The sequence below is a fragment of the Agrobacterium sp. 22-221-1 genome (genome assembly GCF_053522445.1).
Genome location: NZ_JBNWCL010000006.1, coordinates 319,784 through 326,526, shown reverse-complemented (window position 1 = coordinate 326,526; position 6,743 = coordinate 319,784). Strand labels below are relative to the sequence as shown.

At 60.4% G+C, this 6,743-nt stretch carries 6 protein-coding genes; 3 read left to right on the top strand and 3 right to left on the bottom strand.

Annotated features, from left to right (window positions below; all coding sequences use genetic code 11):
• Window positions 1–122: 122 nt before the first annotated feature.
• From ACQZ5N_RS12260 to ACQZ5N_RS12250, 3 genes are all read right to left on the bottom strand, one after another.
• Window positions 123–1,115 carry a WD40 repeat domain-containing protein gene (locus tag ACQZ5N_RS12260; protein WP_004433450.1) on the bottom strand — a complete coding sequence of 331 codons (993 nt, stop codon included), beginning with the start codon at window positions 1,113–1,115 and terminating at the stop codon, window positions 123–125.
• A gap of 485 nt (window positions 1,116–1,600) precedes the next feature.
• Entirely contained in the window at window positions 1,601–2,728 is a 1,128-nt protein-coding gene (locus ACQZ5N_RS12255; protein ID WP_448733034.1) for a CobW family GTP-binding protein, read from the bottom strand.
• Window positions 2,729–2,841: 113 nt separating this feature from the next.
• A complete protein-coding gene (locus ACQZ5N_RS12250) occupies window positions 2,842–3,642 on the bottom strand; it encodes a creatininase family protein (protein ID WP_448733033.1) in 801 nt (266 codons plus the stop codon).
• A 79-nt stretch (window positions 3,643–3,721) separates the two neighbouring features.
• Between ACQZ5N_RS12250 and ACQZ5N_RS12245 the strand changes: the two genes are divergently transcribed.
• From ACQZ5N_RS12245 to ACQZ5N_RS12235, 3 genes are all read left to right on the top strand, one after another.
• The gene (locus tag ACQZ5N_RS12245) at window positions 3,722–4,231 is read left to right on the top strand and encodes a MarR family winged helix-turn-helix transcriptional regulator (protein ID WP_035263256.1); all 510 of its coding nucleotides are present in this window, start codon (window positions 3,722–3,724) and stop codon (window positions 4,229–4,231) included.
• A gap of 134 nt (window positions 4,232–4,365) precedes the next feature.
• The gene (locus ACQZ5N_RS12240; RefSeq protein WP_004433466.1) at window positions 4,366–5,388 is read left to right on the top strand and encodes a LacI family DNA-binding transcriptional regulator; all 1,023 of its coding nucleotides are present in this window, start codon (window positions 4,366–4,368) and stop codon (window positions 5,386–5,388) included.
• Window positions 5,389–5,747: 359 nt separating this feature from the next.
• Window positions 5,748–6,710 carry a 2-hydroxyacid dehydrogenase gene (locus ACQZ5N_RS12235; protein ID WP_448733032.1) on the top strand — a complete coding sequence of 321 codons (963 nt, stop codon included), beginning with the start codon at window positions 5,748–5,750 and terminating at the stop codon, window positions 6,708–6,710.
• Window positions 6,711–6,743: the final 33 nt, after the last annotated feature.

Here is a 6,743-nt window from a genome sequence, read left to right as displayed (position 1 = left end):
GTGCAATATTCTGCTCCACCATCCACCGCACCCCTTTTTGAGGGGCCAAAGATGGCCGATTATCATTAACCGTCGGTTAATCTGCCAAAGTAGTGCTAGCTCGCCACGCGACCGACCATCCCTCAAGCCGAAATATCGATGATCCCGCAATCCCCGGCTTCCGAAGCAAAGGCGAGCAGCTTGCCGGTGGCGCTCCAGTCCATGCCGGTGATGGCGCCCTTGCCGGGGCGGCGCAGCAGGGCCTCCTTGCCGTCGGCAAGGCGTACGCCGAGGATCATGCCGTCGATGAAGCCGATGGCGAGCACATCTTCCACCGGATGGAAGGCGACATTGGTGACCATGATGTTGGCGCGGCTGCCGAGTTCTTCCGGGGCCTTGCCCATCGGGCCGTCCTTGCCGGCGAACGGCCAGACGATGGCGGCCGGGGCGCCGGAAGAGGCAAGCCATTTGCCCTTTGCCGACCAGGAGACGGATTTGACCTTGGCGGGATAACCCGTCATGCGCATGTGGCGGGCTTCCATGCCGCCCTTGGTGGCTTCCATCTTCCAGCCGTGCAGGGCGTTTTCCTGCATGGTGGTGACGAGGAACTTGCCATCGGGCGAGAAGGTGACGCCGGTATGGGCGCCCTTCCATTCCAGATCGACGGGATCGCCGGCGGTTGCCACCCAGTGCAGCGTCACACCGTTATAACGGGCCACCGCAATGCGCAGGCCCTTGGGCGCGAAGGCGATGGCCTCCACCGTGCGCTCTTCCTTGAATTCCTTGACCGTGCCGTCCGACAGCCGGACGAAACTGGACTTGCCGACACCATAAGCGACAGCCTTCTGCGGCCCGCCGGCAACGACGCCCACCCATTTGCGCGGCACATTGGCGATTTCGCCGATGCTGCCGTCATGGCCGATACGCAGCACGCGCCCGTCCTCGCCACCGGAAAGCAGGGTGGCGCTATAGGGGTCGCGCACGCAGGTCAGAAGCCCGTCATGTGCCTCAGTCACCTTCTCGCCGCCATCCAGCCGGTGAATGGTGCCGGCGGCGGTGGCAAACAGGGGAATGTCGCCGAGAAAATGGGTCGAGACCACGTGGCCTTCGATATCAAGCGGGGCAACAGTCGGCATGGGGCATCGGTCTTTCGTATCTGTGTCGGATGGGGCGACGATGTCGACCCCGGCGGCAGGCATGGTTCTAAAGCATTTCCGGCAAAAGCGGAACCGCTTTTACGTTAGGACGATTCGTGAAATCAAGGAGATAGAGCGCTTTGTCGTCGAGGAACCACCCTACACGGCAGTTGAAAATCACTGACACTCCCGCGCTCCGGGCTCACCCCCCTCTGTCCTGCCGGACATCTCCCCCTCAAGGGGGGAGATCGTTCCGTGGCAAGGTTTCGCACCTCTCGACGGTCGAGAATGAAGCGGCGAGAAAGCCTCTTGCCGATCTCCCCCCTTGAGGGGGAGATGTCCGGCAGGACAGAGGGGGGTGAGCCCGGAACGCCGGAGTGTCAATGATTTTCAACTGCCGTGTACGGTGTCGAAGAACGCGCGTCGGGTGGATGACGGACGCAGCCGTACCCCGGCTTAGAGCCGGGGTGACGGAGGGATAAGGATCAGGCCGTCGCGAGGCAGGCGTTGAAGCTCTTTTCCAGCTTTTCACGATCCAGTTCGCGGCCGATGAAGACTAGGCGACTTTCGCGTTTTTCGTCTTCCTTCCACGGGCGCTGGTGGTCGCCCTCGATGATCATGTGCACGCCCTGCACCACGTAACGTTCCGCATCGCCCTTGAAGGCGATGATGCCCTTGAGGCGCAGAATGTTCGGGCCGTCGGTCTGGGTGACCTTCTGGATCCACGGGAAGAACCGCTCGGGGTTCATCTCGCCGCCGCGCAGCGAGACCGACTGCACCGTCACGTCATGGATCGGCGAAACCGCGCCATGGTGGTGATGATCGTGGCCATGGTCATGCCCATGGTCGTGATCGTGGTGATGATGCCCGTGATCGTGGTCATGGTCGTGATGATGGTGGCCGTGATCGTGATTGTGGTCGCAATCGGGGCCGCAGATGTGGTCGTCATGGCCGTGCTCGAGGAAATGCGGATCGTTTTCCAGCGCGCGTTCCAGATTGAAGGCGCCCTGATCGAGAACCCGGGCAAGATCGACACCGGAACGGGTGGTCTTGTAGATGCGCGCGGAAGGGTTGATGGCGCGCACGATATCCTCGATGCGGGCCACTTCCTCTGGCGAAACAAGATCGGTCTTGTTGACGACGACGACATCGGCAAAGGCGATCTGGTCTTCGGCCTCGCGGCTGTCCTTCAGGCGCAGCGGCAGGTGCTTGGCGTCAACGAGGGCAACGACGGCGTCAAGCTCGGTCTTGGCGCGCACGTCGTCATCCATGAAGAAGGTCTGGGCGACGGGAACCGGATCGGCAAGACCTGTCGTCTCGACGATGATGCCGTCGAAACGGCCGGGGCGGCGCATCAGGCCTTCCACGACGCGGATCAGGTCGCCGCGCACCGTGCAGCATACGCAGCCATTGTTCATTTCGTAGATTTCTTCATCGGACTCGACGATCAGATCGTTGTCGATGCCGATCTCGCCGAATTCATTGACGATGACAGCGTATTTCTTGCCGTGGTTCTCGGAGAGAATGCGGTTGAGAAGCGTCGTTTTGCCGGCGCCGAGATATCCCGTCAGGACGGTGACTGGAATGGGCTTGGCTATAGCTGTTTCGGTCATGGAAAACCCCGCGTGGAGAGAGGCCGTCAGGCCTCAGGAAGATGTGTCGTCGTCCATATAGGCGCGACGTCCTGGCAGTTCAAAGAGATTTTGGCCGAATTCGGCCATGGCACTCAAATTTTGTTATGAAATAACGTTATGTCAAAAGCGTGGATATCTTCAAGCAGTTCGATAAGGCCTTTTACGGCGTGGGAAATCAGCCTTTCGCCCTTTTGCGCGGTGGCAGCGGCGGCGTTTCCGGCAACGCCATCGGGGTTCAGATCGCTCATCAGCCAGCCGAAGGCATGCGGGCCATAGGCGCGCAGGTGTTTGAAGCGGCTGGTGAAATCGCTCTGGCGGGAGGGAAAGTTCGCGGCCTTCTGCATCGCGACCCGTTCGGGATGAAGCGCCAGCATGACCGATGTTTCGATATCGCCGCCATGGATGTCGACCGCCTTGTCTTCCGGCTTCACGATATCCGCCGGTACGCCGAAACGGGTCCAGCTTGTCGCGACCGCCAGCATGCCGAAACGGGCGCGGGCCTCGGTGGCGACGATGGTCATCAGCGGTGAATTGCCGCCGTGGGCGTTCAGCATCAAGAATTTGCGCACGCCCTTTTTATATTCCGCTTCAGCGATGCCGAGCCAGCGCTCGATGGCCTCATCGTAACGCAGGGTCTTCGTGCCCGGCACATTCATGTGTTCGATGGAATATCCGACCGGCTCCGCCGGCAGGAAGGAGACTGGCAGGTGGGCGGGCAGGGCGGCGGCGAGACGGGCGGCGATGCCTTCGGCAATCAGCGTATCGGTCTCGAACGGCAGGTGCGGCCCATGCTGTTCATGCGCGCCGAGCGGCAGCACGGAAATTGCAGCTGTTGCGCGAAGATGCGGGTCTGTTACGTTTTCGTCGTGATAATGCGTGTATGAGTTTGGCATATGGCAGTCCGCGCGTGCATTCGTTAAGGATTTCCAGCAACATATATCGGTTCCGCCACAGGGTAAAAGGCACTCGCATATGAGCAAGGACAAAACCGGGCATAAGGACAAAAGCGCCAAGAAGGAAAAGGGCGGCAAGAAGGTAAAGGACGCCAAAAAACGGGATGAGAATTTCAACCCCGAGGAACTGGCGCAATCCATCACCCAGGCGGCCCGTTCCATGCGCACGGCGCTGAGCCACAGCCTTGCCGAAAGCGGGCTTTATGCGGGCCAAGACGGCGTTATTCTGGCGCTGGCGCAGGAAGGCAGCCTGACGCCGGGGCAGATCGCCCAGAAACTTGGCGTCAAGGCGCCGACCATGACGCGCACCATCGGCCGCATGGAAGCCCAGGGCTTCGTGGAACGCAGCGGCGACGACGAGGATGGCCGCGTGACGCTGGTGAAGCTGACGGAAGCGGGTTTGAAAAGCGTCGAACACATCAATGTTTCCATCGCCAATTGCGGCGCAAGAGCCGTAGAGGGGCTTTCGGCCAAGGATGTGCGCAACATCGTTAAACTCTTGAAGGCGATAGACGCCAATCTCCAATAATTTTTGCTGAAATTTTTAAAAGAACCATCTGTTTTGTGGGTATTCCTTAAACGGGTTGCGGATTTTGTTTAAATTGTTTAATTGCAATTTAAACGGAGCCATCCGTCATTGACACGCGTTTGGGGAGGAATGCCGTGGCCCAAAAGGTCAAACTGTCCACGATTGCCGAAAGCCTCGGTCTTTCGACCGCCACCATTTCTCTTGCATTGCGCGACAGCCCGCTGGTCGCTTCCGATACACGGGACAAGATCAAGGAACAGGCGCGGGCGCTCGGTTATATCTATAACCGCCGCGCCGCCAGCCTGCGCACCTCGCGTTCCGGCATTGTCGGCGTGGTGTTCCATGATGTGATGAACCCCTTCTACGGGGAAATTCTGAAAGCCATCGAAAGCGAGCTGGACCGCAGCCGCCAGACCTTCATTCTCTCCAACCATTATGACTCGGTGGAAAAACAGCGCACCTTCATCGAAACGCTGCTGCAGCTGGGTTCGGATGGCATCATCATGTCGCCGGCCATCGGCACGCCGATAGAGGATATGACGCTGGCCGAAGAAAACGGCATGCCCGCCATTCTGGTGGCCCGTTCGATGGATGGCGTCGACATGCCGACCTATCGCGGCGACGACAGCTATGGCATTTCGCTCGCCACCAACCACCTGATCAGCCTCGGCCACCGCACCATCGCCATGGTTGGCGGCACGGACCAGACCTCGACCGGCCGTGACCGTTACCAGGGTTACGTCAATGCGCTGCGCAAGGCCGGTATCGAGGTCGATCCGAACCTGCGCATTCCGGGCCCCCGCTCCAAGCAGGGCGGTTTCGAGGCGGCGGTGCATTTCCTCTCCCTGCCACAGAAGCCGACCGCCGCCGTCTGCTGGAACGATCTCGTCGCCATCGGTCTCATGAACGGCATTTCCCGCGCCGGTCTGGTGCCGGGCGTCGATATTTCCGTCACCGGCTACGACGATCTGGAAGAGGCGGCGATCGCTACGCCGGCGCTGACCACCGTTTCCAACGGTCAGGCCGAGGTGGGGCGCTTGGCGGCCCGCGCACTGCTGGACAGACTGGCGGGCAGCCACGAGCCTGACGGCATTCACCTCATCAAGCCGGAAATGCGCATCCGGCAATCGACCGGGCCGGTGCGGCCGCGGGTTTGAGTATATCGCCCGGGAGCATGGATGCGGCAGGCTGCCTGTTCCTGGTTGTTTGCGATGTTTCCTTCTTCCGTCATTCCGGCCTTGAGCCGGAATCCAGCCACCGCGTGTCTACGCGGTGAAAAAGACCTTCTCAGCCCAAGGACTTGGGCTGGCTGGATGCCGGATCAAGTCCGGCATGACGGTGAGGGCGCTTAAAAAAATCGGCATGAAACTTCCGTCTGCCCCCATAGCATCCCCTTATTGCCCTTTTCACGGCCGCCGTTGTTTGAAAAGATCGCCGCCCAGAGGAGCGGGATGGCGAAAGGTTCGCCTGAAACCTGCTCCGGCTATCGGAATGTTATCAGGAGGAATACCCGCTCATGTCTGACAAAAAGGTCGTCGTTCTCGTTCCCGGCAAGATAAACCCGCGCGTTCTCGAACGCCTCGAAGGCAAGGTCGAGATCGTGACTGTGCCTGCCGGTGCCGAGCCGGTTCTGCCGGCGGGCGCGGCCGAGCGTGTTAACGCCATTGCCGTTTCCGGCGTCGTCAACGCCAAATGGATCGATGCGCTGCCGAAGCTTGAGATCATCGCCAATTTCGGCGTGGGTTATGATGGCGTCGACGCCAAACATGCCGCCACGCGCAACATCGTGGTGACGAATACGCCTGACGTGCTGAACGACGAGGTGGCCGATACGACGATTGCGCTTTTGATCAACACCGTGCGCCGTCTTTATCAGGCGGAGACCTGGTTGCGCGATGGCAAATGGGTTGGCGAAGGTCCGTTCGCGCTGTCGCCGTTTTCGCTGCGCGGCCGCAAGGTCGGTCTCTTTGGCATGGGCCGCATCGGGCAGGAAATCGCCAAGCGGCTGGAGCCTTTCAAGGTGGAGATCGGATACCACACCCGCAGCAAGCGGGATGGCCTCCCTTACACCTATTACGGCTCGCTGAAGGAGATGGCGGAAGCGATCGATATATTGATCTGCATCGTGCCCGGCACGCCGGAAACGCATAAGGCGATCAACGCCGAAATCCTGACAGCGCTGGGGCCTGAGGGCGTGTTCATCAATGTCGGGCGCGGTTCCAGCGTCGATGAAGATGCGCTTTTGCAGGCGCTTAAGAGCGGTACTGTGGGTGCTGCCGGTCTCGATGTGTTTTATGCCGAGCCGAAAGTGCCGGAAGCCTTCCTGTCGCTGCCGAATGTCTCCCTGCTGCCGCATGTCGCCTCCGCCTCGGTTCCGACGCGCAACGCCATGGCCGATCTGGTGGCCGACAATATTCTCGGCTGGTTCAGGGACGGCAAAGTGCTGACGCCGGTGCCGGAAACGCCGGTCAAGGGGTGAGGCCGGAACCTCCACACACCGTCACCCCGGACT

Excerpts from the sequence above, each read along its gene's own strand:
- ACQZ5N_RS12260 (WP_004433450.1), bottom strand. The coding sequence starts at position 1,115 with ATGCCGACTGTTGCCCCGCTTGATATCGAAGGCCACGTGGTCTCGACC.
- ACQZ5N_RS12255 (WP_448733034.1), bottom strand. The coding sequence starts at position 2,728 with ATGACCGAAACAGCTATAGCCAAGCCCATTCCAGTCACCGTCCTGACG.
- ACQZ5N_RS12250 (WP_448733033.1), bottom strand. The coding sequence starts at position 3,642 with ATGCCAAACTCATACACGCATTATCACGACGAAAACGTAACAGACCCG.
- ACQZ5N_RS12245 (WP_035263256.1), top strand. The coding sequence starts at position 3,722 with ATGAGCAAGGACAAAACCGGGCATAAGGACAAAAGCGCCAAGAAGGAA.
- ACQZ5N_RS12235 (WP_448733032.1), top strand. The coding sequence starts at position 5,748 with ATGTCTGACAAAAAGGTCGTCGTTCTCGTTCCCGGCAAGATAAACCCG.